We start from the raw sequence: 24395 nt of genomic DNA, 5'->3' as shown, positions 1-24395 counted from the left end.
CATGATGAGTAGCTTTAAAATTAATAGTGACCGCTTGTGGGACAGTTTAATGGAAATGGCAAAAATAGGTGCCACAGCCAAAGGGGGGTGCAAGCGCTTAGCCTTAACTGATCTCGATAAGCAAGGTCGCGAGCTTTACATTAAGTGGGCTGAAGAAGCCGGGTGTACGGTAAGTGTTGATCAGGTTGGCAACATATTTTGTGTACGCCCCGGTGAGGATATGAGTTTAGCGCCTGTTGGAACAGGCAGTCACTTAGATACCCAACCTTCGGGTGGTAAATTTGATGGGGTTTTTGGCGTACTATCCGGATTAGAAGTGGTGCGCTCACTCAATGATCTTGGCATTAAAACCAAACACCCTATTGAAATATCGGTATGGACCAATGAAGAAGGCTCGCGATTCGCACCAGCAATGATGGGGTCTGGGGTGGTGTCTGGCCGCTTTAGTCTGCAAGAGATATTGGACAGTCGTGATGTTGATGGTTTGCGTTTAGGTGACGAGCTGCAGCGAATAGGTTTTGCCGGAGATGTTCCAGTAACAGGTAGACAGTTCCATGCCTTTTTCGAAACGCATATTGAACAAGGTCCCTACTTAGAGGCAGAAGAAAAACAGATTGGTGTAGTGACCGGAGGTCAGGGGCAGCGCTGGTTTAATGCTACGTTAACGGGTCGAGAGTCACATGCTGGTACTACTCCAATGCACTTGCGTAAAGATGCGTTGTTGGCCAGTACTCAGCTCATTCAAAAGGTAGAAGACATTGCCAAAGCTCACCCTCCGGGATGTGGAACCGTAGGCTTTGTTAATGTTACGCCCAACTCTAGAAATACCATTCCCGGTAAAATTGAAATGAGTATTGATTTACGCCATCCCTTGGATGAAGAACTAAGTGCTATGGATAAAGAGCTGAGTGATTTTGTTGCTGAGTTAGCCGCGCAAACTGAAGTAGCAATTGAGCTGGATCCGTTTTGGTATTATGAGCCGATCCACTTTGACAAGGCTTGTGTCGAAGCCGTAAGAAACGCGACGGCTAAACTGGGGTACAGCCATATGGATATTATCGCTGGTGCCGGACACGACGCCTGTTATGTCTCCGACTTTGCGCCTACTGGAATGATTTTCACCCCTTGTCTAGATGGGATTAGTCATAACGAAATTGAGAGCACAACCCAAGAAGAGTGTGAGGCGGGCTGCTCGGTATTATTAAATGCCATGCTGACAATGGCTGAACAAGTTAGTGAAGATAGTACGATGCTGGCAAGTGATTTGGCTTGAACTTAAATTAACGAAAAGGCTAGCCAGAGTACTGAGTAATCTTGCTTGCTCTGTTGGTTTCGCATGGTGTTAAGCTATTGTTTTATTAGAATAGTTTAACACCACAACCTTTAAGTACCATGCGTGTGAGAAACTCAACGCCTTCCTCGTAGTCGCTTTCTTCCAACTTCTCTTTATCCATCATCATACTGCTTTGCATTGCATAATCGGCGTAAGCCTGAGTAGACGACCAAATCATAAATAGCAGGTGCTCTGGGTTGATGGGATCCATCCACTGCTTGGCGATCCATTCCCTAAATACCTGACAGGTTTTATCAAACTGTTGTTTTAGCTCGGTGGCTAATTGCTCACGCAAGTAAGGCGCACCATGCAGGATTTCGGCAGCAAATATTCGAGAGGCATTTGGGTGCTCTTTAGATAGCGTCATTTTTTGCAATATGTATTGGCGTAGCGCCAGCTTGGGGTGGTTATCGGCTGTCATCTCATCCATGTGGCTCATCCAAACCACCAATAGTTGGCTTAAAACACCCTTATATAAGGCTTCTTTAGTTTTGAAGTAATAGAGCACATTTGCTTTGGGTAAGTTAGCTTCGGCTGCGATGGCTGCAATGGTAGTAGCGCTATAGCCATTTTGAGCAAATAGCTTTTCTGCTACCTCTAAGATTTGCTTCAAGTTGTCTTTGCGAATATCGGCGAGCTTACGGCGTTTTGCTTTGCCTGGCGGCGGAGTTTTCATACTAATTGGTTTCTCAATGTAAGAGCACTTATTGCACTATTATGTAGCTGTTTGCCTTTAAAGTGAGCAAGTAGCCTAACTAAAGCATACCGTGTAATTGCAGCAGTTGTAATAGTGCTAGGTTATTTTTAGCTGGAAAGTGGCTTAATTATCCATAGAAAACAAATGGATATGATGATATTGATTATTTCAAAGTAATCTTCTGACCGTGTGGTCAGGAGGTGGCATGAGCTTTGCCTTATTTTTATACAACTAGAGATGCACGTCTCAGTAATAAAAAAGATAAGGAGATCCCATGGTGATGAGTATGGAGAAGCCACAAGGCTATTCGCAACAGCAGCTAGCGCTTGATCAAATGTTCAAGGACATCAACCCTGCGTTAAGTGCCCGCCAAGCCGGAATAGAAAGTTCGCGTTGTTATTATTGCTACGACGCGCCTTGCATAACCGCTTGCCCTTCAAAAATTAACATTCCTAGTTTTATTGCCAGTATTCATGCTGATGACTTAACTGGTGCTGCCAAAACCATTTACCAAGAAAACATTATGGGTGGCAGCTGTGCGCGGGTGTGTCCAACGGAAATTCTGTGTGAACAAGCATGTGTTCGAAACAAAGAACAAGAACAGGCTCCGGTGAAGATTGGCCTATTGCAACGTCATGCGACAGACAACGCAGTATTTGTTGGTCATCCCTTTAAGCGTGAAGCCGCCACCGGAAAAACCGTAGCTGTTGTAGGGGCTGGGCCAGCCGGTTTAAGTTGTGCTCACCGTTTAGCGATGTTGGGTAATGATGTGGAAATTTTCGAAGCTGCATCCAAAGCGGGTGGCCTAAATGAGTATGGCATTGCCAAATATAAGCTCACCGACAACTTTGCCCAAAAAGAAGTGGATTTTATATTAAGCATCGGCGGTATTACCTTACATACCGAAACAGCTTTAGGAAAAGATATCAGCCTAGAGCAACTAAAAGACCAGTTTGATGCCGTGTTCTTGGCCTTGGGCCTACAAGATGTGCAGTCATTAATGTTGGTGAACGAAGTACATCCTCAAGTGATTAATGCTGTTGATTTTATTAGAGAGTTGCGCCAGGCCAGTGACCTCAATCAACTCGATATCCCGCCGGAAAGCGCAGTGGTTATTGGGGCGGGCAATACCGCAATAGACATGGCATGCCAGCTTAAACGTTTAGGCACCGAAGAAGTTACCTTAGTTTATCGCCGTGGTGAAGAGCAAATGAGCGCCACCAAACACGAACAACAAATTGCTAAAAATCATCAGGTGAGAATAAAAACCTGGGCCAAACCCGAGAAGATTAACCTCGACCATGATGGCGTGCTACGCAGTATGACCTTTAGGAAAACCTATAGCGAAGACGGGCAATTAAAAGATAGCGACCAAACCTTTGATATTGCTTGCTCTGCTGTGTTCAAAGCGGTGGGGCAAAAATTTGCTTTCCCAGAAAAAGAGCAGCTAATTCCCACTCTAAGTAACGGCAAAATCACTACCGTAGGCCAGCAGGTTACCAGCCTAGATGGCGTGTTTGCTGGTGGCGATTGCACCGCAGAGGGACAAGATCTTACTGTTGAAGCTGTTCAGCAAGGCAAGTTAGCAGCCTTAGCGATTCATCAACATATTAATTCGGTAGAGGTGTGAAATTATGGCTGACTTATCAATAGAATTTGCAGGAATTAAATCTCCAAACCCATTTTGGCTAGCGTCTGCTCCGCCAACAGACAAGGCTTACAATGTGGAACGAGCCTATGAAGCTGGCTGGGGTGGAGTGGTGTGGAAAACACTAGGCGAAGACCCTGCCGCGGTAAATGTTTCCTCTCGTTATTCGGCGATTTACGACCACAATGGCGAAGTGGCAGGCTTTAACAACATCGAGTTAATAACCGATCGCAGCTTAGAAGTTAACTTACGTGAAATTGAAGCGGTTAAAAAAAGCTGGCCAGATAGGGCGCTAGTGGTATCGCTAATGGTGCCCTGTGAAGAAGAAGCCTGGAAGGAAATTGTAAAACAAGTTGAGCAAACAGGAGCCGATGGTTTAGAGCTTAACTTTGGTTGTCCTCATGGGATGCCCGAGCGAGGCATGGGTGCAGCGGTAGGACAAGTGCCAGAATACGTAGAAATGGTCACTCGCTGGTGCAAAACCTACAGTAGCATGCCGGTTATCGTAAAACTCACACCTAATATTACCGATATTCGTTTTTCCGCTCAGGCGGCAAAACGAGGTGGCGCCGACGCGGTATCGCTGATTAACACCATTAACTCGATTACTGGTATTGATTTGGACCAAATGGCCGCCAGACCGATTGTAGATGGTAAAAGTACTCATGGTGGTTATTGTGGCCCAGCTGTTAAGCCGATTGCCTTAAACATGGTGAGCGAGATTGCTCGTGATCCGGAAACCGCGGGCTTACCCATCTCGGGGATTGGTGGTATTGGTAATTGGCGCGATGCCGCAGAGTTTATTTCTTTGGGGTCGGGCTCGGTGCAAGTGTGTACCGCAGCGATGATCTACGGATTTAGAATTGTTGAAGAGATGAAGTCGGGTTTATCTAATTGGATGGACAGCAAGGGTTATGAAAAAATCACTGACTTCCAAGGCCTAGCAGTTCCCAATACTACCGACTGGAAGTACCTCAATATGAACTACAAGGTTGTAGCCGATATTGACGAAGATAAATGCATTGGCTGTGGTCGCTGCTATATTGCCTGTGAAGATACCTCTCACCAAGCCATCAATAAAACAGAACGCGCCGATGGCAGTGTTGCGTTTGAAGTAATTGAAGATAAATGTGTTGGCTGTAACCTTTGCCAAATCACCTGCCCAGTTGAGCAGTGTATTAAGATGGAGCAAAAGGAGGCCGAGAAGCCTTACATGAACTGGACGCAAGACCCGCGTAACCCCTATAAAGATGCTTCATAAGTGCCGTAGTTTCAGCGCATAAATACTAGCCTCCAGAACTTTTGGAGGCTTGTTTCTAGATAGGTAACTTGAGGGCTGCTGAAGGGAAATAAAGCGGCCGAAGCCGCAATTAATTACTATGAACCTAATGCAGCTAAACGCTGTTCAGTTTGCTCTATAGCATTTAATCCCCAGTCAACTACCGCCTCGGCGGGCTCAATATCGTAGAGATTTTGGCCGCTGGCGTGGTTAAGTATTTTGGCCGCACGCCAAGTGGCCAAGCTTAGTTGTGGCTCGGCAATACCGTGGCTGTGAATGCCAGCGTTAACCATGTAAATGTGGTTGCGACTCGCACCAGGCCATTTCACGCTAAAGTCTGGGCATAGCTCGGGCAGGCCTTGTGGATTAAGTGGGATTTGCTTGGCAAGTTCACTTAAGCACGCCGGTAGAGCACGGCTATAACCGGTGCACAGAATCACTACATCGGCGTTTATTTGAGTATTGTCGTGGGTAAGACCGTGTTCCAAATGCAGCTTATAACCAAGCTCTGAATGTGCCATAGACATAAGGGTACGATTGGGTTGAATAGACCACCAACTCGGTTTATTAAGTACAAAACGGTCGTGATATAAGCGTTGATAAATGCCTTGTAGGCAATCATTGGTGATGCCATCGCTGGTTAGCTTCTGTCGCGATACTTCACTGTTCTTGGTTTGCTGTGCCAGTTGGTAAAAACCATCTACGTAATCTGGCATGAAGTACTGGTCAGTAAAGCAGCTTTCATCTAAGGCCTCTATGTTAGAGCGGCGCGATATCCAGTTAATCTCTTTTACTTCACCAAAGGTATTGTCGAAGAGGTGTTGGAATACGTCTGCACCGGTTTGCCCGCCGCCAATTATAGCTACTCGTTTACCGCTTAAATTGGGTTTTCTAAGCGCTAATTCACTGGCATGAAAACAGCTATTGCTTATGTGTGGTTCGCAAAACGCAGGTACTTGCGGTTGCATGCCGGTGCCTACAACCAAATGCTTACTTTGATAACACTGATTGTCAGTCTCGATGCTAAAAAGGTCACCATCAAATTCGATTGACTGAACGTTTTGGTCAAATCGGGTATTAGCCAAGCTGTGGGCCGCCCAGCTTAAGTAGTGGGAAAACTCTAGGCGCGATATTACCGATTGGCCGGAAGCAATAAACGGATAGAGTTTGTGCTGCTCCACCAAGTAGTTTAAAAAACTATAGGGGTTGGTTGGGTCTATACCAGTAACTAAATCTTTTAAGTAAGAGGTTTGCATTTTTGCGTCGTTAAGCAACAAACCAGGGTGCCACGCAAACTCCTTTTTTCTCTCTAGAAACAAGGTGGAAAGGGCCGATTTAGTGCTGGCAAGCGCGGCAATACTAAGGTTAAAGGGGCCAATACCAACGCCTAATAGATCTAGTTTTTGAGTGTTCATATTACTATCCCTAAATCGCATATTGAGTGAAAAAACGCTCGCGGTCGCACTGTAATAGCGCCGCTCGCTTGTGAGGAAAATCAAACTCGAATTGCTTTTCTAAACCTAGTCTTTCGGTAATGCTAACTACGCGGTGATTATCGGCACGCGGCTCGCCCATGATTCGTTGGGTATTGGGCTCATCTAAAAAGCAGTACTGCAAAATGGCCGAGCCCCAAGTATCAAAGTACACGCCGCCTCTAAAGCTAAAATTACCTACCAGTATGTGTACTCCTCGGTCGTGATCTTGGCATTGATAATGCGGACCTAACCTGTCTTCTGGCGTCCAATACACCTCAAAATAACCAAAGGGAACGCCGTCAAATTCACCAATTACGGCATATTGATGGGCGTCCTCTTCCATTTTACTTAGGTACTCAGTGTGGCTTTGAAGGCTGCCTTCTAGCTCCCATACCGGTGAGATAATGGGGTGGTTGTGCCAGCGGTTAAAGCAGCTTAAGTCTCGCTGTTTGTCTATCACCCTAAAGGTGACTTGTCGCTTAAGGTGATAAAAATAGCGGGTAAATACTTGCCCGGTTGGTTTGTTGGGGCGAGAAGGATGCTTTATGCCGTTAGTGGCCACTGAGGTTTGTGGCTGATGCGCTGCTTGTTGCTCTCGCCATAGTGGCGCAGTTTGCAAAAACTGACTTAAACTCAAAGCCTTATATTGAGACTCCGCAACTAAAGCTTTGGCTGCTTTGGGGTAGTAGTTACTTTGCAAGGCAGCTACGTTAAGTTGGAACAAGCCATGTTCAGCAGCGCTCCACCATAGTAAGTCATCGGTTTTATGAGTCGCATTTAGCTGCGCATTATCTTCTTCAAAACTGAGTTGGCACCAATCACCTACTTTTTCCATTAATCCCCGGCTTAGGCTTGTCCCGTTCTCTCGAATCTCGAACTTAATGGCATTATCCGAGATGCGTTCATCTGCGAAACACAGGGTTCGGCCTCCGGCTAAGCTTTTAAAGCTTAATTGCTCAGCTTTTTGCTGTTTAAAAGGATTTGAAATAGAGCAGTAAATCTGGCTCGGGTCGGCTAATGTTGCCTCGTTATGGTCGGCTAAAAAGCAATAGAAATTGCGCTTCCAGTGAAGGCTTGGTGAGTTGAGTAAGTAGCTGTAAAAAGAGTTATCTTTTGGGTTTCTGGCGCTAAGCTCACTCATTTTGTCACGACATAAATCCCACAGTTTGGTTTCGTTAATTAGCTCGCCTGCTCCGATGGCAGCGATGGTGTTGAGTAAGGTATTTCCTATCAAATAGTAAGCGTGATAAGGATTCACCTGCTCAGCTTCCATAAAGTACTCAGGTACGCCATCGCTAAGTTGCTCTTTGAATAATGCTAATGCTTGGCTGGTTAAGCCGATACCTTGGCAATCTCTAAAGGCTGAGCCTGTAGGTAAATTATCTTCAATCTTGACCAAGATATTTTGCTGGTGGGCCAGCAAAACAAAGCCATAATCTGAACGTGCGATACACAGTGGCTTGATTACATTATCCCAAAAAGTCGACATCCAATGCAGTGCAGCATGCTCAAAGCACAGTTGCTGTTGCTGGGCATAGCGCTTAATCCAGCTAACTATTTGCGGCTCGGTTTGGCTGGCGTTTACTTGGTTTATGCTAGCTAAACAATACACATTGGCTGCGTTTAACTGGCTTTTCTCTTGATTGGATTTATGGAAGGGGTTTTCTCTAAAACTAATGAGTGGAAGATCTAACACCTCTCCATCAATGTCGTTAATGCTGGCCCAAAGCGGCTCTTCGATGAAGTAACTGTTTGGCAAGCGTTGGCGTAACTCTGCTCCGTTCTCACTATTAAGTAGTTGAGAAAATTGAATGCCTCGTTTGGCTTCTTTGCTGCTTAATAGGCGTAAAGAGTTGGTGAGCTTAACCGGTAATGAAACTTTTAGCATCCAAGCTTGTTGTGGATGGTAAATAGCACGGCTAGACGAGGTAGCTGTCCAGCCTGGTGAGCTTAGTGCTAAGTCTTTTACCACTTCATTCAGGCTTAAAGCCTGCTGGCTTTCTCGCCAGGCTTTAGCTTGCAAGGGGTGCATAGGAAACGGCACCCATTGTTTATCGATAAATTGAATTTCGCTCGGCTCTTTGGCGATTTTAACGCTGTTGCTATACAGCTGTTTGAGCTTTTCGCTCAGGTCGCCAATTTCACTTTCGCCTACTAAATGCGAGCTATGTACCGCAAACCATTCTATCGAGAATTGGCCAGCAAACTCTGGCAAATATTGGGTTTTCTCTTGCTGGTTAAGCGGCTCGCAGCTTTTACCTGCAGGGTGCATGCTGTGGCCACCAGTTAAACTTTGTTCCGACATAATAAACTGGTCTAGCGTAAGCGTAGAGCGCTCTGCTAGTGCCTGCTCAGCGCTATTTATGTAGCAATTAGAATCTTGCACCCGCTGTAAGAATAAGGCTTTTTTGTCTTCGCTTAACTCAGGGTAAAGTGCATTTACAATCAGGGTAGTAGCTTGCTTAAAGCTTATTGGGCTTTGGCTTTGCGCCTCATGCAAAATGATTTCGCCGCTATAACGGTGGCGCCAGCTGGGCGATACGTAACGTAGCTTTAACTCCAAGCTGGCCTTAGTAGAAAGAGGAAGAAAGACCGACTCTCCCTCGAGATGTTTGTTGGCGGTTTCAGCCAAAAGGCTATTGAAAAAAGCCTGCTGACAAAGTGCATGGGTACTCATTTTAGTCGCTCCTGATTGGCTGATTTAGTTTCTCCCCAAGGGCTTACGTTTGCCGCGCCAAGCCACTCGAAGCTGTGGTCGCTCACATTCGCGCGGGCTTTTTCTCTTTTACTTATTGGGCTACCTAACACCAAAAAACCTACTGGTTGGTGCTTATTTTGTAGGCCCAATAATTGGCGCACATTAGGTAGCTCGACCGCGTCGGTGCTATACCAAACCCCGCCAAACCCCAAAGCGTCTGCAGCTAACAAAATCATTTGGCATGCGGCTGCAGCAGAGAACACTTGGTCTTGTTTGGAGATGGGGCTGGGCTCGTTTATTTCGGCTGATACCAACACGATGCTGGGGGCTTGTTTTAAGTAGCTGGCAAGGCGTTTCGCTCGCTGTGGATCTAGCTCACTATTGCTTTGTTGCCATGCGGTTTGTAGCAAGCTGATTAGCTCTTCAATACGTGTTTGTTTAATCACTAAAAAATGCCATGGCTTTAGCTTTCCGTGGTCGGGAGTGCTCATGGCCGCTTGTAATATATCGGTCATTTGCTGGGTATTAGGCGCCGGCAAAGACAGCTCATGAACGTGGTAAGACACACGTTGATTGAGAAATTGTTGGAGTGTATTCACACGCGATTCCTGTAGCTAAGAAGCAAGAGTAAAATGAAGTAGATGGAGCCGATAACCGATACCATAAGGCCAGCGGGTATTTCGTTAGGCGCCATTAATTCGCGGCCTAAGCTGTCGGCCCATATCAATAAAATGGCACCAGTAATGCCCGATGCAGGTAATAGATGCTTGTGGCGATATAAACCTAAAAGCCGCGCACAGTGCGGTGCTAATAAGCCGATAAAGCTAATCGCCCCAATACTGGATACACAAATAGCAGTGAGAACCGCCGAAATAGCCAATAACAAGTAACGTTGGCGCTGTAACGCCAGGCCTAAGGTTTTAGGAATAACTTCGCCAAGCGGCATTAAATCTAACTGCCTTAATAGCGGGATGATGGCAACCAAGCAAAGTGCGATAACCGAAGCAATTGGGATAATTCGATCAAAGGTTGCCCCGTAGGTGGTACCCGCTAACCACATCATGGTGACCGAGGCGGTGGAGCTGCCAAAGGTGAGTAAAATCTGGGTGGCGGTGCCAGCAAAGGCAGTAATTACAATGCCAAATAAGGCTAGCTGGGCAACACTGAGCTGCTGCTTTAAGCCCCAAGACAGTAAGCCAATCACTAAGCTTCCACCGACCAACGCGGCGAGGGTTAACTGCCATTGATTCGCTGCAGGAAAGTACACCAATACCACGGCAATCAGTAATACTGCCACCGCACTTACACCAGAAATATCTGGGCTGGCCATGGGGTTTTTAAATAAGGTTTGCAGCAAAGTACCTGCGCAGGCTAAGCCAAAACCACCTAAACCCGCCAACAGCACCCGCTGATTCACCCATATTGCGCCTACATCTTGTGGGCTGCGCAAACAAAAAAACAAACTTAAACCAAGCAGAGCGCAAAGCGAAGCCAGTACCACGCGAGGGCGGGCATGAATGATAGGTGTTAAGCCGATGTTTTGGCTTTCCACGGCTGCAAGCGCTTTACCCGAGCGTTGAAAGAGCAGGAATACAAAGTAAGGCGCACCAAGCAAGGCAGTAAAAGCGCCAGTTGGTAAGCGATACCCTAGAAACAGTAAGCTACGCGAGCACCACTCTGCGGCTAATACTAAGGCTGCACCAATAATAACGGTGACTAGCCATTGTAAAGCGACATTATTGTTTTCGCCCTTAGCGAGTCTTAATACTAAGCGAGTAAGGTGAGGCGCCATTAAGCCCACAAAGCCAATCATGCCAACAATTGAAGTGGCTAAGGCAGCTTGGCCAATGGCGAGCAGCAAAATAGTCCAGCGCCAAGGTTTAACTGCTAAACCCAAGGCTGCGGCATTGGTATCGCCTAATAAAAATAGCGCTAACTTAGGTAAGACCAAGAGGCTTAAGGCTAAAAATGCCAGCATGGGTAGCGCTGTTTGTTTTAGTACTTCAGGGTTGGTTTGAAGTACTTGGCCGCTGCCCCATAAAAACAAGCCATCGGTTTGATTTTCGAAGTACAGCATAAACAGCGAAGAGAGCGCGCCAGCGCTTAAACCTAGCGCCATGCCAATTAAAACCACTGGTAGTTTGCCGCCTCCAATTAGCTGGCTAACCGCTAATACCGCTAAAGACAGCAACAGGCCACCCACTAAGGCACCCATCCATACCAGTTGTAGATTGGCCTCAGGTACAATTACCCGTACTAGCACTGCACCAAGCAGCGCACCAGCGGCAATTCCTAAGGTAGATGGGGAGGCAAAGTCGTTATCTAAGCTGTTTTGAATTAAGAAGCCAGAACTTGCCAGCAGTGCGCCAGTGCATAAAGCCATTAGCGCGGTAGGTAGCCAAATGTTAGTCAGCATTGCGTCTGCCAAACCAACCGGTGCAATGGCGGGGCGGCTAAAATAGTATGCGCTTAGCAGTAGCAGTAATAAACCTAGGCTTGAAGAAAGAGATTTAACCACCTTGTTGCTCCTGCCAATCTAGTAGTGAATTAGCAAAAGATTCAGCCATTTTTATCGACGACAGTGGCCCTCCAAAACTAAATAAAGGTTCAACTTCCGATAACTGGTTCTGCTCAACAAAGGGCAATAAAGGCCACACTGGTGAATGCATCATGCGCTCGCCGTCTACTTGGTTACCCGCAAGCAGCAAATGGCTGTTGCTTAGTTTTGGCAGCTGCTCAAGTTGCAGGTGGATAAAATCTTTACCCGGTAAACCTTGCTGCCAAACATAATTAAGCCCTAGCTGCTGGCTTATCGCACCGGCCAGGCTTTTATCGGTGAACACTCTTAAGCCGTAACCCATGCCAACAAACTTGGCGTAAGCAATTGGTTTATTGCTTAAACCTTGGTCTGCAAGTTGCTGTTTTAGCTCGGCTAAGCGCAGGCTTAAACGCTGTAAAGTTGCATCAGCGAGTTCAGTTTTATTCACTAACTTAGCAATGCCACTAAATACCTGTTGCGACTGCTCAAAGTAACTAAATTCAGTTTGCTTAGCTGAGGGAAATTGCTGGTAAAGCAAAGTAGGCGCTATGTGCTCTAAGGCGTCTAAAATTCGGCGATGGCGAAATTCATAACCGATAATTAAGTCGGGCTTTAACCTCGCGATAGTGGCCAGATCTGGCTCTTGGCGACGGCCTATTTCAGTGACCGAGTCGGGCAGTGCAGGGTGGTTAGTTTGCCACTTTTTGTAGCCTTTGGTTAAGGTTACTCCCACTGGCACAATATCTAAGCTCAGCAGCATTTCCGTTGCTGACCAATTCAGTGCTACTACCCGCACAGCAGGCTGCTCGAGGCTAACGCAATTGCTTAAACATACTTGCTGGCCCGCGGCATGAGCCGCTGTTGTGCTTAGTAAGGTTATGGCTAAAAACATCAGGCGAGTTGCTAGCAGGATCATTGCTGTTCCTCTGGCCATAGTATTTGTTGTTGTCCTAGTTGGTGGCTGGTAACCGGTGTTTGGTAAACTTCGCTTACGTCCTTGGCGTTAATCACCCGTTTGGCCTCACCACTATTCACAATGAGGCCATGATTTATCAAAATGGCTTGGTCGCTAAACTGCGCGGCTTGGTTTAAATCGTGGAGTACCCATACTATGGTTTTGAGGTATTTCTGGTTCAAACGTCGAACAATTTTTAGCAGGCTTAATTGGTGAGAGATATCTAACCAAGAGGTCGGTTCATCCAACATTAATACTTCGGTATCTTGGGCAAGCACCATCGCTAACCAAACTCGCTGTAGTTCGCCACCTGATAAATCGGTAAGCAATTGCCGAGCATAATGTTTAACCCCAGTTTCTTGCATCGCCCAATCAATGATTTCCTTATCGTCGTTAGAGATATTTTTATACCAAGGACGGTGAGGATGACGACCAAAACACACTAAGTCGGCCACATTTAAGGTGGCAGGCACGGGGTTGCGTTGTGGTAACAAGGCTAGCTTTTTAGCTAGCTGAGCACGGCTATAGCTTGGTAAAGCTTGGCCAGCAAATTCCACTTGCCCACTGGAAGGGGCTTGCAAGCCACAAAGCACCGACAATAGAGTGCTCTTGCCTGAGCCGTTAGGACCAATAAGCGCGGTAACCGCGCCTTGCTGTATCGTTCCACTCATATTTTTGAGAATGGTATTTCCCCCCAGTTGGAGGGAAATATTATTAAAAGTAAACAAGCGCTATCCCCTAGAATTCAGCGTTGTAGCTAAGTGCGTAGGTTCTGCCTTGGCCTTTAAAGCTAAACAATTCTGGTGCCGAAATGCTGCTGTAAAGGATCTGCGCGCGTTGTGACCAAAGGGTTTCGTAGTCTTTGTTGAAGAGGTTTTGAATACCAAAGTTAAGTTGGCCAATCGGCAAGGCGTAGTAGGCACTTAAGTTTGCTAACGAATAACCCTTAAGCTCTCCGCCGTTGTCATCGCTGTAGTCGGCCAGAGTTTGCCATTGCAACTCGGCGCCATAGTTAAAGTTGTCGTAACCACCGCGCAGTACGGCATTAGATGGGCTGGTTTCTTCGGCTGCTAGTGCGCTCCAAGAGCCGTCTGATTTAGTTTGGCTTTTGATTAAATGCGCTTGTACACCGCCGTACCAGTTTTCGGTGAACAGGTAGTTGGCTTGTCCTTCTAGTCCGTAGATGCGTCGTTCATCGTCGTTCACTACTACTGCTAGGTTGCTACGATCGTAAGAAGTGGTTTTATCCGACAATGAATAGTAAGCCGCTAATTGCACATCGTAGTTTTGTTGGGCGGTACGCCAACCTAGTTCGAGTGAGTTAGTTTTAACTCCTTCAAGGCGGTTATCGGCAACGTTAATGCTGTCAACCAAGCTTGGACCGTCTCCGTAGGTGCCACTGTAAGTGCCATTGCCGTAGTATTTGGCTGGGTCTGGTAAGTTGAAACCTTGGCTAAAGTTGGCCCAAAGTTGCTGTTGGTCGTTAATTCGATAAATTGCACCTAGGTTAAACAGCAGCTCGTTGTAGTCGGTTTTGCCGCCCTTAATGGCATCTGGTGAGATCGGGCCGTAAGCGCCAAGGCCTGCTAGGTGTTGTTGCAATACGCCTACGTTGTCGCCTACTTCATGTTCAATGTATTGGTAACGTAGTCCGCCAGATACACTCCAATCTTGGTTGATATCCCAGTTCGCTTGGCCAAAAGCCGACAGCTTCTGGGTATCAATATCTGGGTAGCGCTGCAGGGTTTGTACTTGCTTAAAGTTCATGCCGCCAGAGGCTAGCGCGGTGTTGGTATCAAAGATTTTTTGCTTGGCAGAAAAAGACTCAGACTCGGCATCAATACCGTAGCTAATTTCCAGGCTATCAAAGTCTTTGGTGAACAGCAGTTTTGCGCCAAGTACATCGGTTTCTTGTAATGATGCGCCGTATAAGGGGTAACTACTACCGGGTAGCGGCGAGCCGGTTACTTGATAAATCGATGGGAAGGGATAAAACTGCATCGACTCGCTGCGGTAATACGCCTCGGCCAGCATGGTTTGATTTAGCAGGTTGTTGTGTCGGTATTGCGCATTAACTAGCACACGCTCGGTAGCGGGTTGCTCCTCTAGTTGCAGGCCTTTTTGTATGCTAATTAGTTCTGGTGCACCAAAAATACCGGCTAAGTTAGGACCCAAATAAGTGCCGTACTCTGTATCTTGTTCGCTGTTGTAGTATTGGCCTGTAAGCGATAATAGCTGTTCGCTGGTGGGTTCAAATTCAAGATTACCCATGATATCGATGCTTTGATTAAATTGCAGATCGGTTTGGGTGATGTCTGGCAAAATCATTTGGCCATTGGCGTCGTAGGATGCGCCGCGCCCTTCGTAAGCGGCAGACAGTCTTCCTCGTAGTTTTTCGCTACCACCAGATACTGCTAACGCTAGGTTCTTGTTGAGATCCTCGCTGCTGCTAAAACCAGAAGAACCGCCAACTCTTAGCTCAACTTTTGTTTCATCTGGCGTCGCTTTTTTGGTGATGATGTTGATAATACCGCCGGCTGCGCCTGCGCCATATATCGATGTAGCGCCCGATAGTACTTCTACGTGAGCAATATTGAATGGGTCTATGCTGTCTAACTGGCGGCTAATTGCGCGGGTTGAGTTAAGCGATACGCCATCAATCATTACCAGCGCAGAGCGACCACGCAGGTTTTGGCCAAAGTTGGTACGCCCTTCGTTACCAAAATCAAAGCTAGGGATGAGACGACCTAAGGCGGTTTTTAAGTCGGCACCGGTGTTTATTTCGCGGTTTAACTGGTCTTGCTCAATCACCCACATGGTGGCTGCGATATCTGAGATTGAGGTATCCACCCGGTTGGCGGTGACTACCACCGTTTCCAAGGTATTGGCTGCATGGCCACAACTGGCAAACAGCACGAGTGCTAGTGGTGTTAACTTGGTGCTTAAAGTGTTTAGTTTGTTCATTATCTTCCTTGAACCTTAGTTATTGTTGTTACGTAAGAGTTGCTTGCAGTTGAGCTTGTCGGTTTAGGTGAACGATCAATCCGATCATTGCCAAACTGAACAACCAAATTGGGGTGAGCAGGGGGATGCTCAGCAATAAACTGATACTCGCTACTGCGGTACCTAGCAGGTAGCCAGCGGTGTGAGCCCTGGCTAAATAGGCACTTCGTTTTGCTCTAAACGAAAGTGATGGATTGGCTTGGTAGGCTTGTTGGCTATACCAACTTGGCAGGCCTGAAATAGCAAAAGCCAAGAGGGCTAATGCCAGCAATAACAGCCACCAAGTGGCTACCGAGAGGCTAAGTAGCATGGCGCCGCTACCAAGAAATAGTAAAAATAGGCTGGGAATAAGCCGCGCGTAGCGGGAGATTACAGGCAGTAAGAAGAACTGATAAACAATCAGTGCCGAGCTTAAATACAGCAGTAGAGAGGCATATACCTTGCTGGCTTGTTCACCCTGATAACCAAAGTTAAATAGCTGGGGAAGAACATAATATTGAACAATGCTAACCAGTGAAGTGGTTAGCACCGCCAAGCTTAAAATACTTTTAAAATGCCAAGACTTAGATGAGGTTATAGCGTGATTTTGGGTTTGCTGTTGCTTAGCGCTAGACCACGGCGGGGTGGTGCTAAGGCTATATAACAAGGCAGGTAAAACCAGCACAATAGGGCTAAACATAAGCCAATTTGTGGCCAGAGGAAGTAAGGCCAAGCTAGGCCCTAATAATCTGCCAATGGTGATGGCACCGCTGGTTTTGGCCAGTTGCCCAAGGTTAGTTTTGTTTACCACGCTAAGGTGGCAGTGAGCCAAAATAACAAAAGCGCTGCTAAATACACCCAACAACAAACGGCTTGCACCAACCACTAGTAGCGAAGTTTGCTCGCTGGCAAAAAGGCTTAGCCAAAATAATACATTGGCTACTAAGAAGCCGCCCACAGCAATGCGTGTGCTAGTCCAAAGGCCTAATTGGCTAAGTCTATTTCCCCAAAATTTCACGCCAAACCAATAAGTGATTAGGTTCAGGTTTAAGATCAGGGTGACTAATCCTAAGTCTTTTTCGCTTTGGGTAAACCCGAGTAAGTTCGATAGTTCTGGCAAAAAAGCCAGCACCAAAGTTTGGTTTAAGCCCAAAAGAATGAGTAAGCAGCGATACAACAAAACTACAACTTAAATACAAATGATAATAATTTGCATTATCATTGTTTATTTTTGTGGCTCATGTCAATATATTGATAACAAAAATAGCAACAAAAAATAAACTTAGTTTTACAAGGGGTTAGGAGAAGTAATGTTCAATCAAGCTCAGTGGCAGTTGGCCAATACTCATTTGGTCGCAAAAATTTTGAGTGAATTACAGTTTGAAGAACGGCTTCAATTTAGTCTAGTAGACGCTAGTAAACAGCAAGCTAAACCCTCGGATACTTTGCAATATGTTCTGGCTACGGCAAGTCGTAACTGGCGTTTTAACGCCAAGCAGGCTATCTGGGGCATGTTTATTATTGAGCCATCAAGCATTGAATTAAGTGATGCAAGTGTCCCGCTTGCTAGTGAATTACTGTTGGATATTCAAAGCCAAATTCAGATTAGTGATATTAATTTAGCTGGGCTGTTAGAGGAGATACAACAAACCTTATACAGTGATGTGCTGCGTTGGGAGCAGCAACAAAACATCAATGCGACCGATTTAGTATTGCTTAGCGAAACCCAGCGACAAGCATATTTAGACGCTCATCCTAAGGCCATTGCTAACAAGGGGCGTTTAGGCTGGGGTAGCCAAGAGCTTGCGAGCTATGCGCCAGAATCGGCAAGCGCAATTAAGCTGCATTACCTAGCCGTAGATAAAACACTCTGCCAGGTAGGCTTTAAACCGGGCTTAAGCCAAGCAGACCTACTTGAACAAACCTTGAGTGAGCAAGCATTTAGCTCTATGAATTCCAAACTGCCTAATGATTGGCAGAATACCTATTATGTTTTGGCGGTTCATCCTTGGCAGTTTGAGCGCTTTATTCAGGTGCAATATGCGCAATACTTAGCCGAAGGCTCGATGATTTACTTGGGCGAAGTAGCCGATTGCTGGCTAGCACAGCAATCTATTCGCACCCTAAGCAGCGACAACCCAGCCTTGGCTTTTGATGTGAAAACCGCCTTAACCATTCTTAATACTTCTTGTTATCGAGGGATCCCCGGGCAGTTTATTGCTCAGGGGCCACAGTTGTCTCAATGGTTAGCGGACTTGAGCCAGCAAGACGCTTTGTTTGTAGAGCGCGGGTTGTATGTTCAACAAGAGGTGGCAGGCGTATTTTGCCCTCATCCTCAGCAGCAACAGTTGCAGGCGGGGGCTTACCGCTATAAAGAAATGCTGGGCTGTATATGGCGAGAGCGCGCAGAAGCGGTAATTCCACAGCAGCAGCGGCCGATGTCTATGGCCACTCTCATGCAGCAAGACAATGGCGGAGAAGCAGCGATTGTTGCGCTGATCAGCTTAGCTGAGATTAGTGCTGAAACGTGGCTGCGTAAGCTGTTTAAGCACGTGGTCGTGCCTTTATATCACTTAATGTGTCGCTATGGCGTAGCCTTGGTCGCCCACGGGCAAAACATTACCTTGGCACTTGATAAACACCAACCTGCTGGTTGCATTATTAAAGACTTTCATGGTGATTTGCGCTTAATCGATCAAGCATTTCCCGAGCTTGAAAGCTTAGATAGCGAAGTGAGAGCTAACTTAACTCGCTTGCCTGCTAACTATTTGATCCATGATTTGATTACTGGCCACTTTGTTACGGTGCTACGTTTTGTTTCGCCTAAGTTGGTCAGTTTAGGTGTGAGTGAACAACAGTTTTATAGCTGGCTTGCCCAAGAGCTTGCTAGTTATCAAGCTAGTCACCCAGAGCTAAAACAACGCTTTGAGTTGTTTGATATATTTAAACCAGAAATAGAAAAGATTTGTGTAAATCGGGTGCGATTTAAGATTGGGTATGGTGATAGTGATCAGCGGCCATTACCGGAAATTGGCGAGCCGATAGCAAATCCTTTGTGTTGCTCTATTAGTCCTAAGAATTGATTCTCAAGCTTTACTGGCTTAATGCATAAGGGCGAAGCTCGCTCTTAAGTGTTTGTTGAACCTAGAGGCTGGCTAAGCTGCAGAGACGTAATAGCCGCAAACCTTCCAATGACCGTTCTCAAACACCGGTGTCACTGTTTCTATAACCTTTTGCAAGTATTCGGCTTCGAGCTCAAATTCTATGACCACATAGTCACCTACCGGTGCATTTGGTACCTTGCAAATATGATTCGCGCTCTTAAAGGTTCGGCGGGTGGTTTCTCCCACTTGCTGATTGACCAGTGTAATGCGTTTACTGAGCTCATCTAAGGAAATTTGTGAGCGAAAGTAGTCAGCTGTTGCCTTGTAGGCTTTTCCATAGTGGCTATTATCAATTAAATGTAACCAAGCTAAAGCTTCATTTACTGCTTCTGTTTTTAACTCTTTGTTTATTTTCACCTTATTTCCTTACTAGGGCCTGTTGATCTTTGGTGTTGAAATTTTATTCAAGATAAGCGGGCTTTAATCGCGGCGAGCACTTTGAAACCTAGTGGGCTAAGTGAAAAGTGTTCAACGAAGAGTAAAGTTCGCTTATCTGAACCCTTCGGGCAGCATTTCTTAGCCATTTATTCAGCGTTAGCGAGTGATTATTAAGCCCACTTAACTTCACACTCACTGCCTTGCCTAAATGGTTAATAAATTGCTGTAAAAACCATCAGCAAAGATCAACAGGCCCTAACTTGTTGCTTGGTTCTATTGGTTTTCTCCAATACGCCACAGCACTCCACTGGGATCGGTGAGGCAAAAATCACGCATCCCCCATGGTTGCTCACTGATTGGCGTGATGCTAAATGCTAATCCCGAGCCAGAGAGTTTGTCGCTAATAGTTTGATGCCAATGATCTAGGTCTTTAACCAGCCAATGCAGCATCAAGTTGTCGCATAACTGTTTTTGGTAAAAGTTTTGCAGTAGAAAAGAACAATTTTGGTGGTGGAAATAGGCAACACCTTGCTCGTTTGAAGCCAAGGTAAAACCAATGGTTTGGTAAAACTGGATGGAGGTTTCAAAATCCTTACTAGGTATAAATGCTTTTATTTCAATGGACTGTAGCGGCTTCATGGTTTTCCTTACTGCTAAGTAGGTCTAGCAGTTGTGGTATTTAGTTAAGCTGCACTAAACATCTCTTGTGTTAAGTTTACCGAGCGACATAGTGATGGGATATCGGGCAGCAACAGGTTTGAGCCTACTTCTTCAATTAGGCCCTCGGTTTTAAGTTTTTTCATGGTTCTGGATAAGGTTTCTGGCGTCATGCCTAATTGAGATGCTAGCAGCTTTTTACTGCAAGGCAGGGCTATTCGGTTCTCTTTTACATACTGTTTCTTGTAGATCTCTGCCAGTTTCATCACTAAGCGCTGATTAGCATTTACCTGGGTTAAAATGTCGATAGTATTCATCAATTCGCCTATGCGGTTGCCCATAAAACCCAATATTCGTAGTGACAGCTCAGGGCATTGGTGAAGCGTACTAAAGACATGCTCATAGGAGAAAGAGGAGAGAATGGAGTCTTGCTCTATACGAGCACTCATTGGGTATTTTCTTGGGCTTAAAAATAACGCAACTTCGGCAAAAATATCGCCGGCCATGAACACTTTAAACAGTTTTTCATCGCCATTAGGCATTAGTCGAAACAGTGATACTTTACCTTTTTCTATGCGATACATGTGGTTAGCTGACTGTCCTTGGCTAAATAACAGGTCGCCAGCTTTACAATAAAGCTCTGTTCTTCCTTCAAGAAATAGCTGTTTTTCTTTGGTTTTTAATACGGATATCATCGACGCTGACATAACTAAACCTCACGCTTGATAATTATCAAGAAGATAAAACATTCACTTGAATTATATTGGGAATGATAATCAATATCATTTGAAAGGCAAGTGGTTTTGGAGGATATATGTTTGGTATTAGTCGAGAGTTTCAAAGGATTGTCTTAGTTGCAATAGTGGTATTACTAAGCCTGCTGATGTTCTCAGTCGCTGCTGTTTAGCCGCAGTTTGTCTCTTCTGTATAGTGATGTTGCTAAGTAATAGCCATGTTTGGCGTTTGCCTATTCGCTAAACATTGCCTGTGGCATTTCAGCTAAAAAATAATCACTCCCTTATAAACAAAGTATTTGCAAAGCTAAAAGATCTTAATGATAATGATTTTCATTTGTATTTGTTGGCGGTGAAATGTGAATACTTGGCAAGGAATGATGAATATCGGCAATCAGTTTTTTAACCAACAAAATTGGCCTGAAGCTGAACGTTATTACGAAGACGCAATTTTTCTGCTTGAAGAGCGATTGGTTAAAAATCCACGTTGCGTTGAATCCATTCAAGGGTGGATTTGTGCTTATCACAACCTTGCCGAAATGTTTAACCGTGCCGGCAAGTTTGAAGATGCTCAACGCTGTTTGTTTATTCCCCATCAGTCGATGTTACGCATTTATCAAGACCAGCAAAGTGATGAGGACCTACAGCTGATTGCGCTTAAGGCAATCAAACTTACGCTTAATCCTTTGCTTGAGTTTGCCAAAGAACATCCACCCTGTGAGGCCTGTTTAGCCGAGCTTGAATCTCAACTTGAGCTAGCTTATGGCGATCAAAGGACCTACCACTAACCCTAAATGTAAAAGGACTTTTATGAAAAATCTTGCCGTAAAAACACTGGTAATAAGTGCAGCCTTGTTGCCTTGTATGGTGTTTGCCCATGCTGGTCACGATCATCAATCTAGTTGGTCAAACTTAGTTCACTTTCTATGGTTAGCCCCGATTATTGTTGCGGCCGGCCTGTTGTTTATTACACGTAAAAAAGCAGCATCAAAAAAATAAGGAGATAAGCATGTTTTACAATGCTTTCGCAAGATTGGATGAAGTGTTTAGCTTTAACAAGGTGTCTGCACATTGCGATATTCCGTGCAAAATCTACGATCCTATTTCGGCTCAGTTAGCGGTATTAACCATGATCCGTATGGTTGATTTGCTTGAAGAGCTACACGCTAAGTCTGAACTAAGTGCTAACGACCAAGCTCAGTTTGGCAGACTAGTCGCGCAAAAAGAGGAACACGGTTTAAAAGTAAAAGAAGAGATTAGGGTGATTTGGGGAGATTACATCAAGCAGCCTCAGCTTGATGCTTACCCGCAGTTACATGAGCTTAGCCACAGTATTATGCTGGCTGCATCTAAGGCTAAGCAAAATATCGATAAAAGTGCTTGCCTAGAGCTACTTGATAAAGTGAATCAATTTGCCGATATCTTTTGGCAAAGCAAAGGTGTAGCTACCTTTAAGGCCACTTGCCCTTATCCGCCAGCGCAACAGATCGTATACCCGGATTTGAAGGCGTAATTGTCTTGTTTGGTTTAAGCATTAACAAGATTAGAGGAGATAGCATGTCTCCTCTTTTACCTAAAAACAGCTATGTAATGTTTCACCGTTATTACCTGACTAAGCACTTTAAAGCGGGTGATGTAGTTAAAGTATTGCACCCTAAGTTTGGGTTAATTGTGAAACGAATAGGTTGTATCGACAAGTATGGCTTTATTTGGTTACGCGGCGAAAACCCTAGCAGTGTATCTACTGTTGATATGGGCCCTGTGCGTGCTTCGCGCATTAAAGGCAAGGTATTATTCTGGGTTAAACCGAGCTAAATAAGTTAGCGGTTTATATTATCGATAAATACTGTAGTTTCTGTTTACTAACAAGGTTCTAAGGCAGGCACTATTTGGCGAGTTTGCTGACAATTCCTTTCTTTACCCCTATAAATCATACTGATATTGTTGTTATTTATTTGTTTAGCTTGAACTATGTATTAAGCTTGGCTTAACTAAGCGTGTAAACAAGCAAAAGGCATTGCTTTGATGCGGTATGAGCGTAGTGACGGTATTTTCTAGCAGGAGGGTTGGATGACCGAACAAGAATTACTATCCCGTGTGAATGAATTACCCAAAGTCTCCAGTGTGGTTCAAGAGCTTGTTAGCATGCTTAACGACCCTGATTGTGATTTTGCCATGCTGGCAAAAAAGATATCCATGGACCAAGTGATTAGTGCGCGAGTATTGCGTTTATCCAACTCTGCTCATTTTGGTCGTAGCCGCACCATTGCCTCGATTAATGAGGCGGTGATTCGTTTAGGCATTGCGCCGCTCAAAACTATGGTGGTGGTATCTTGGCTTACTAGTGCGTTTCCCCGAGTGCCTAAGCTGGATATGCAGACCTATTGGAGTGATACCTTCGAGATTGCTAGCATTGCCAGTAAAATAGCCGAAAAAGTGCGTATCGATGCTAATGAAATGTTCACCGCGGGGATCTTGCATAACATTGGCGATTTAATGGTGTTTACTTTAGCGCCCGATGTTGCCGAACAGGTGGCCGCTCGAGTGGCAGAAGGGGAAGACCGCCAAGCTGTGCAGCAAGAGCTCCTTGGCACTACCACCGCAAAACTGGGCGCCGAACTAGCACGCGCTTGGAAATTTGCCCCGCGCTTAGTAGATACCATCGAGTTTCATGTAAATCCCGATGCCGCTAAAATTGAACCGCTGCGTGCCTTGGTGCTTAACTTTGCTTGTCGCTTGCATCAAGATTGGGATCATTTGGAAAGCAAAGCTGCCAAAATTGATTACTTTGCCAGCCATGCAAATTCTGGCGCGCTGGTATTGCCATCCTCTTTTTATGTGTCTATCGACAAAATCCGCGGCCAAGGCCGAGAAATGGCGCTGCAAATGGCGAGCTAGCACTAAAAGCGCTTATTGAGCTTGCTATTCTATGGTTTAATAGGCGCGTTAATTAGCTAGTGGATCCTTGTAGTGAGCGCATCAAACGAAAAACGTCTAAATAAATTTATCAGTGACTCGGGATTCTGTTCCCGTCGTGAAGCCGATAAATTGATTGAACAGCAGCGAGTAACCATTAATGGTCAAAAGCCTGAGTTAGGGACTAAAGTTCAACCGGGCGATAAAGTTGCAGTAGACGGTAAACTGATAAAAGCTATCGCTAGCAATAAATCTGATCGTGTTTACATCGCCTACAACAAGCCCATTGGTATCACCAGTACTACAGAGCGCCATGTTAAAGGCAACATTATTGATGCCATTGGCCACAAGCAGCGCATTTTCCCTATCGGCCGTTTAGATAAACCCTCTGAAGGGCTTATTTTTCTAACTAGTGACGGCGACATCGTAAATAAGATTTTGCGTGCCGAAAATGCTCACGATAAAGAATACGTGGTGACGGTAGATAAACCCCTAAGCGAGCGTTTTGTTGAACGGATGCAACGTGGCGTACCTATTTTAGATACCGTGACTAAGCCCTGTAAGGTGAAGGTAAACAGCAAGTTTGTCTTTACCATTGTGCTTACTCAAGGCCTAAACCGCCAAATTCGCCGGATGTGTGAGTATTTGGGTTATGAAGTTACCAAGCTTAAGCGCACCCGTATTATGAATGTGCACTTAGATAAACTTCGCCCTGGCCAATGGCGCAACTTAACAGATGCAGAAATGGCCGAGATTAATCAAGCTGTAGCCCATTCAAGTAAAACCGCACCAGAAACCACAGCAGCCACCGAGAAAAAGGTGTTTGTGAATAAAGCGGCAAGCAACAAGGCGCGTGATAAGTTTAAAAAAGCGCGTAGCCAAGGGGCAAATAAAGCTACTTTAAGCCTAAAGAAAAAGTAATCTTAAGCGGATTAATATT

General features: G+C 45.4%; 22 protein-coding genes. 10 read left to right on the top strand and 12 right to left on the bottom strand.

All coding sequences use genetic code 11. From position 1 onward, the window contains the following. Position 1 precedes the first annotated feature (1 nt). A complete protein-coding gene (locus tag K5620_RS17295) occupies positions 2-1273 on the top strand; it encodes a Zn-dependent hydrolase (protein WP_040307114.1) in 1272 nt (423 codons plus the stop codon). An 85-nt stretch (positions 1274-1358) separates the two neighbouring features. Here K5620_RS17295 and K5620_RS17290 read toward each other — a convergent pair whose 3' ends face one another. Continuing rightward, positions 1359-2009 carry a TetR family transcriptional regulator C-terminal domain-containing protein gene (locus K5620_RS17290; RefSeq protein ID WP_016401611.1) on the bottom strand — a complete coding sequence of 217 codons (651 nt, stop codon included), beginning with the start codon at positions 2007-2009 and terminating at the stop codon, positions 1359-1361. Between the two features lie 295 nt (positions 2010-2304). On the opposite strand from K5620_RS17290, the gene K5620_RS17285 reads away from it, so the two are divergent. Further along, the gene (locus K5620_RS17285; protein ID WP_016401610.1) at positions 2305-3660 is read left to right on the top strand and encodes an NAD(P)-dependent oxidoreductase; all 1356 of its coding nucleotides are present in this window, start codon (positions 2305-2307) and stop codon (positions 3658-3660) included. Positions 3661-3664: 4 nt separating this feature from the next. After that, entirely contained in the window at positions 3665-4939 is a 1275-nt protein-coding gene (gene preA, locus K5620_RS17280) for an NAD-dependent dihydropyrimidine dehydrogenase subunit PreA (protein WP_016401609.1), read from the top strand. A 116-nt stretch (positions 4940-5055) separates the two neighbouring features. Here preA and K5620_RS17275 read toward each other — a convergent pair whose 3' ends face one another. The 8 genes from K5620_RS17275 to K5620_RS17240 are packed head-to-tail and all read right to left on the bottom strand — an operon-like array spanning position 5056 to position 16726. Next, on the bottom strand, positions 5056-6372 hold the full coding sequence (locus K5620_RS17275; RefSeq protein ID WP_016401608.1) for a lysine N(6)-hydroxylase/L-ornithine N(5)-oxygenase family protein: 1317 nt from the start codon (positions 6370-6372) through the stop codon (positions 5056-5058). A 10-nt stretch (positions 6373-6382) separates the two neighbouring features. Further along, a complete protein-coding gene (locus tag K5620_RS17270; RefSeq protein ID WP_016401607.1) occupies positions 6383-9109 on the bottom strand; it encodes a GNAT family N-acetyltransferase in 2727 nt (908 codons plus the stop codon). After that, positions 9106-9729 carry a nitroreductase family protein gene (locus K5620_RS17265; RefSeq protein ID WP_016401606.1) on the bottom strand — a complete coding sequence of 208 codons (624 nt, stop codon included), beginning with the start codon at positions 9727-9729 and terminating at the stop codon, positions 9106-9108. Before K5620_RS17265 ends, K5620_RS17270 begins: the two co-directional genes overlap by 4 nt. Next, on the bottom strand, positions 9726-11648 hold the full coding sequence (locus K5620_RS17260; RefSeq protein ID WP_016401605.1) for an iron ABC transporter permease: 1923 nt from the start codon (positions 11646-11648) through the stop codon (positions 9726-9728). The genes K5620_RS17265 and K5620_RS17260 overlap by 4 nt, the downstream gene beginning before the upstream one ends. Then, positions 11641-12585 carry an ABC transporter substrate-binding protein gene (locus K5620_RS17255; protein ID WP_016401604.1) on the bottom strand — a complete coding sequence of 315 codons (945 nt, stop codon included), beginning with the start codon at positions 12583-12585 and terminating at the stop codon, positions 11641-11643. Before K5620_RS17255 ends, K5620_RS17260 begins: the two co-directional genes overlap by 8 nt. Next, positions 12582-13352, bottom strand: a complete 771-nt coding sequence (locus K5620_RS17250; protein ID WP_051147607.1) for an ABC transporter ATP-binding protein — start codon at positions 13350-13352, stop codon at positions 12582-12584. Before K5620_RS17250 ends, K5620_RS17255 begins: the two co-directional genes overlap by 4 nt. Positions 13353-13362: 10 nt before the next feature. Further along, positions 13363-15588 carry a TonB-dependent receptor gene (locus K5620_RS17245; RefSeq protein ID WP_016401602.1) on the bottom strand — a complete coding sequence of 742 codons (2226 nt, stop codon included), beginning with the start codon at positions 15586-15588 and terminating at the stop codon, positions 13363-13365. Between the two features lie 28 nt (positions 15589-15616). Next, complete coding sequence (locus tag K5620_RS17240) at positions 15617-16726, bottom strand: hypothetical protein (protein WP_215426389.1); 1110 nt, start codon at positions 16724-16726, stop codon at positions 15617-15619. Positions 16727-16916: 190 nt separating this feature from the next. Between K5620_RS17240 and K5620_RS17235 the strand changes: the two genes are divergently transcribed. After that, entirely contained in the window at positions 16917-18689 is a 1773-nt protein-coding gene (locus tag K5620_RS17235; RefSeq protein ID WP_016401600.1) for an IucA/IucC family protein, read from the top strand. A 72-nt stretch (positions 18690-18761) separates the two neighbouring features. On the opposite strand, the gene K5620_RS17230 is transcribed toward K5620_RS17235, so the two are convergent. The 3 genes from K5620_RS17230 to K5620_RS17220 all read right to left on the bottom strand — a co-directional run bounded on the left by K5620_RS17230 (position 18762) and on the right by K5620_RS17220 (position 20512). Continuing rightward, the gene (locus K5620_RS17230; protein WP_016401599.1) at positions 18762-19127 is read right to left on the bottom strand and encodes a DUF4019 domain-containing protein; all 366 of its coding nucleotides are present in this window, start codon (positions 19125-19127) and stop codon (positions 18762-18764) included. Positions 19128-19421: 294 nt separating this feature from the next. After that, the gene (locus tag K5620_RS17225) at positions 19422-19787 is read right to left on the bottom strand and encodes a VOC family protein (protein WP_016401598.1); all 366 of its coding nucleotides are present in this window, start codon (positions 19785-19787) and stop codon (positions 19422-19424) included. Positions 19788-19831: 44 nt separating this feature from the next. Continuing rightward, the gene (locus K5620_RS17220) at positions 19832-20512 is read right to left on the bottom strand and encodes a Crp/Fnr family transcriptional regulator (RefSeq protein ID WP_016401597.1); all 681 of its coding nucleotides are present in this window, start codon (positions 20510-20512) and stop codon (positions 19832-19834) included. Positions 20513-20898: 386 nt separating this feature from the next. Here K5620_RS17220 and K5620_RS17215 point away from each other — a divergent pair, with 386 nt between their 5' ends. The 6 genes from K5620_RS17215 to rluF all read left to right on the top strand — a co-directional run bounded on the left by K5620_RS17215 (position 20899) and on the right by rluF (position 24376). Then, a complete protein-coding gene (locus tag K5620_RS17215) occupies positions 20899-21327 on the top strand; it encodes a hypothetical protein (protein ID WP_215426388.1) in 429 nt (142 codons plus the stop codon). A gap of 22 nt (positions 21328-21349) precedes the next feature. After that, the gene (locus tag K5620_RS17210; protein ID WP_016401595.1) at positions 21350-21538 is read left to right on the top strand and encodes a hypothetical protein; all 189 of its coding nucleotides are present in this window, start codon (positions 21350-21352) and stop codon (positions 21536-21538) included. 10 nt (positions 21539-21548) lie between these two features. Then, positions 21549-22052 carry a superoxide dismutase, Ni gene (sodN, locus tag K5620_RS17205; RefSeq protein WP_016401594.1) on the top strand — a complete coding sequence of 168 codons (504 nt, stop codon included), beginning with the start codon at positions 21549-21551 and terminating at the stop codon, positions 22050-22052. Further along, positions 22001-22354, top strand: a complete 354-nt coding sequence (locus tag K5620_RS17200) for a S24 family peptidase (protein WP_343212522.1) — start codon at positions 22001-22003, stop codon at positions 22352-22354. Before sodN ends, K5620_RS17200 begins: the two co-directional genes overlap by 52 nt. 255 nt (positions 22355-22609) lie before the next feature. Further along, positions 22610-23437, top strand: a complete 828-nt coding sequence (locus K5620_RS17195; protein ID WP_221077405.1) for an HDOD domain-containing protein — start codon at positions 22610-22612, stop codon at positions 23435-23437. Between the two features lie 72 nt (positions 23438-23509). After that, positions 23510-24376 carry a 23S rRNA pseudouridine(2604) synthase RluF gene (gene rluF, locus K5620_RS17190; protein ID WP_084681806.1) on the top strand — a complete coding sequence of 289 codons (867 nt, stop codon included), beginning with the start codon at positions 23510-23512 and terminating at the stop codon, positions 24374-24376. Positions 24377-24395 lie beyond the last annotated feature (19 nt).

This window comes from Agarivorans albus, assembly GCF_019670105.1.
Classification (GTDB): domain Bacteria; phylum Pseudomonadota; class Gammaproteobacteria; order Enterobacterales; family Celerinatantimonadaceae; genus Agarivorans; species Agarivorans albus.
Note: the sequence above shows the minus strand (reverse complement) of the source record. Positions and strands in the feature narration are given on the sequence as shown.

Bases quoted from the DNA above. Each gene is read 5' to 3' on its own strand.
- K5620_RS17295 (WP_040307114.1), top strand. From the start codon at position 2: ATGATGAGTAGCTTTAAAATTAATAGTGACCGCTTGTGGGACAGTTTA.
- K5620_RS17290 (WP_016401611.1), bottom strand. From the start codon at position 2,009: ATGAAAACTCCGCCGCCAGGCAAAGCAAAACGCCGTAAGCTCGCCGAT.
- K5620_RS17285 (WP_016401610.1), top strand. From the start codon at position 2,305: ATGGTGATGAGTATGGAGAAGCCACAAGGCTATTCGCAACAGCAGCTA.
- preA (WP_016401609.1), top strand. From the start codon at position 3,665: ATGGCTGACTTATCAATAGAATTTGCAGGAATTAAATCTCCAAACCCA.
- K5620_RS17275 (WP_016401608.1), bottom strand. From the start codon at position 6,372: ATGAACACTCAAAAACTAGATCTATTAGGCGTTGGTATTGGCCCCTTT.
- K5620_RS17270 (WP_016401607.1), bottom strand. From the start codon at position 9,109: ATGAGTACCCATGCACTTTGTCAGCAGGCTTTTTTCAATAGCCTTTTG.
- K5620_RS17255 (WP_016401604.1), bottom strand. From the start codon at position 12,585: ATGATCCTGCTAGCAACTCGCCTGATGTTTTTAGCCATAACCTTACTA.
- K5620_RS17245 (WP_016401602.1), bottom strand. From the start codon at position 15,588: ATGAACAAACTAAACACTTTAAGCACCAAGTTAACACCACTAGCACTC.
- K5620_RS17235 (WP_016401600.1), top strand. From the start codon at position 16,917: ATGTTCAATCAAGCTCAGTGGCAGTTGGCCAATACTCATTTGGTCGCA.
- K5620_RS17225 (WP_016401598.1), bottom strand. From the start codon at position 19,787: ATGAAGCCGCTACAGTCCATTGAAATAAAAGCATTTATACCTAGTAAG.
- K5620_RS17220 (WP_016401597.1), bottom strand. From the start codon at position 20,512: ATGTCAGCGTCGATGATATCCGTATTAAAAACCAAAGAAAAACAGCTA.
- K5620_RS17210 (WP_016401595.1), top strand. From the start codon at position 21,350: ATGAAAAATCTTGCCGTAAAAACACTGGTAATAAGTGCAGCCTTGTTG.
- sodN (WP_016401594.1), top strand. From the start codon at position 21,549: ATGTTTTACAATGCTTTCGCAAGATTGGATGAAGTGTTTAGCTTTAAC.
- K5620_RS17195 (WP_221077405.1), top strand. From the start codon at position 22,610: ATGACCGAACAAGAATTACTATCCCGTGTGAATGAATTACCCAAAGTC.